This is a genomic window from Bacteroidota bacterium, assembly GCA_030706565.1.
Classification (GTDB): Bacteria; Bacteroidota; Bacteroidia; order Bacteroidales; family JAUZOH01; genus JAUZOH01.
Genome location: JAUZOH010000508.1, coordinates 1 through 2,518, shown reverse-complemented (window position 1 = coordinate 2,518; position 2,518 = coordinate 1). Strand labels below are relative to the sequence as shown.

Here is a 2,518-nt window from a genome sequence, read left to right as displayed (position 1 = left end):
TTTCACTTTACATTGGGAACAGGGGAAAGGCTTTCCACAAAAATATCTAAGAACTTTCCTGGACATCCATTTTGGCTGGAAAGCGTACATTTTTCCACTGGTAATTTTAGGTGGCAGTACATTTGTGGCCTGGTTCCTCCCTGAATTATTTGGAATGAAACGGTTATCCATGTTGCTGCCTTCTGCCTGGTTATTTATCCCTTACTTACTGATCATGGTCTTTTTGGGCGGAGGACAGGAAGAATTTGGCTGGCGGGGTTATGCCCTTCCCTTGCTTGAAAAACGGTTCGGGCTTTGGCTCTCAAACATTATTTTGGGAATTGTCTGGGCTTGCTGGCATCTGCCCTTGTGGTTTATAAAGGGCACAGATCAATCATATATGAATTTCGGAGGATTCATCCTCCTTACGGTAGGTTATTCTTTTATTTTTTCATGGATTAGAAGTATTTCAGGAAACAGGCCACTTTCAGGACTTTACACCCATGGCGTTGCCAACGCCTTTGTCCCGCTGATGCCCATATTAATCTTACAAAAAAATGTTCCCCAACCAAGATTTTGGATCTGGGTAATCCTGACATTCGTTATCGGCATTATCATTACGATATTCCGTAAAAAAATTTACAAACAAAAACAGTTTGCTTTAATAATTAACACATAATATTTACAACCAGAGGATAGAGCAGATTTTCTTACCTTTGTAAAAAAGTTGAGAATTATGCCCCGTCCGGCTAAAAAAGATAATATCACAATCCGTTTGCTGAATCCCAAAAAGAGTAGCGGCAATTTTTCCTTTCCAGTAGAAGGATTTGTAGCAGCAGGCTTTCCCTCCCCTGCCGGAGATTACATGGATAAAGAACTGGATCTGAAAGAACTGCTCGTCAGAAATGAAAGTTCCACGTTTTTTGTCCAGGTTTGCGGCAACTCGATGGTTGATGCAGGCATCAACGACGGGGATATCCTGGTGGTTGACAAATCCCTTGATCCCCGCGACGATTCCATCTTGGTTTGCTTTGTCGACGGGGAGTTTACGGTAAAAAGGGTCAGTAAAATTGACGGGGCCTTATATCTGATTCCGGCCAACCCGCAGTTTAAACCGATAAAAATTGATGAAAGCGCCGATTTCAGGCTTTGGGGGGTTGTCACCTACATGATCCATAAATTCAGATAGCCATGTTTGCCCTGGTAGATGCAAATAATTTCTATGTTTCCTGCGAAAAAGTTTTCGCCCCCTGGCTGGAAGGCAAGCCGGTTGTGGTTTTAAGCAACAATGACGGCTGTGTCATCTCCCGTTCAGATGAAGCCAAAGCACTGGGCTTTAAAATGGGCGAACCGGTTTTCCGGGAAAAGGGCCTGGTCGAAAAATCCGGCACTACCCTCTTTTCCTCCAACTATACCCTTTATGGCGACCTTTCCAACCGGATGATGAAACTTTTGGGCGATTTTTCGCCGGAAGTGGAAGTATATTCCATTGATGAAGCATTTCTGGACCTCCGCGGGATCAAAACCAGCCTGCAGGAATATGCTTTAAGGATAAAGGATACTATCCGCAAAAACATTGGAATCCCTGTAGGTGTCGGTATAGGAAAAACCAAAACCCTGGCAAAAATAGCCAATCATATCGCCAAGAAACAAAATGGCATCTTCATCATTGATACCGAGCGGCTCCGTGATTGGGCCCTGCGCAATACGCCAGTGGAAGAAGTCTGGGGTATTGGCCGGCAATATGCAAAAAAGCTTTCATCGATGGGTATAAGGTCAGCTTATGATTTTACTTTGCTCAATTCAAACTGGATCCGGAAAAACATGTCGGTGGTCGGACTCAGGACTAAGGAAGAATTGCTGGGCTGTTCCTGCATTCCCCTGGAAATGATGATGCCGGCAAAAAAGAATATTGCAACCACCCGCGCTTTCGGGAAAAAATTAACGGATATACGCATCATCTCGGAAGCACTGGCCACTCATGCTGTGCGCTGTGCCGAAAAACTACGCAAGCAAAAGTCGAATGCGCGGTTTGTTACTGTCTTTATCCACAGCGATCCTTTTTCTGCAAATGAAAAATATATTTATAAAACGTATACCGTAACCCTGCCGGTTGCCTCCAACACTAATGTTGATATTGTAAAAGCCGCGCTGAGCGGTTTACGGAGAATTTATCAGCAGGGCATTCTTTATAAAAAAACCGGTGTGATTGTCACCGAACTTTCGGATGAAAGCTGTGTACAGGAGAATTTATTTGAAGAAGGCAACAATCCGGGTTTGAAAAAAATCACAAAGGTGGCCGACCTGATAAACAGGCGTTTCGGACGCGACAAAATCAAACTGGCCATACAGGGAAACAATAAAGAATGGAAACTTAGGCAGGAAAAGCTGTCGCCACGATATACCACCTGTTGGAATGAATTATTAAAAGTTAAAGCCTGATATGTGTTTTTATTATTCCATCACCAAGAAATCCGTTAACGCGCTGGTCAAAGGACAAATCATCAAGAATGATCAGTTAAGTTTATTCGATGACCAG

The 2,518-nt window shown here is 43.5% G+C and carries 3 protein-coding genes; all 3 read left to right on the top strand.

What is annotated here, in order from left to right:
• A partial coding sequence (locus Q8907_16165) for a type II CAAX endopeptidase family protein (GenBank protein ID MDP4275803.1) occupies positions 1-658 on the top strand: 658 nt, incomplete at its 5' end.
• A gap of 57 nt (positions 659-715) precedes the next feature.
• Positions 716-1,168: a translesion error-prone DNA polymerase V autoproteolytic subunit gene (gene umuD, locus Q8907_16160; GenBank protein MDP4275802.1), complete on the top strand. Its 453-nt coding sequence runs from the start codon at positions 716-718 to the stop codon at positions 1,166-1,168.
• Positions 1,169-1,170: 2 nt separating this feature from the next.
• The gene (locus tag Q8907_16155) at positions 1,171-2,421 is read left to right on the top strand and encodes a Y-family DNA polymerase (protein MDP4275801.1); all 1,251 of its coding nucleotides are present in this window, start codon (positions 1,171-1,173) and stop codon (positions 2,419-2,421) included.
• Positions 2,422-2,518 lie beyond the last annotated feature (97 nt).

Excerpts from the sequence above, each read along its gene's own strand:
- umuD (MDP4275802.1), top strand. The coding sequence starts at position 716 with ATGCCCCGTCCGGCTAAAAAAGATAATATCACAATCCGTTTGCTGAAT.
- Q8907_16155 (MDP4275801.1), top strand. The coding sequence starts at position 1,171 with ATGTTTGCCCTGGTAGATGCAAATAATTTCTATGTTTCCTGCGAAAAA.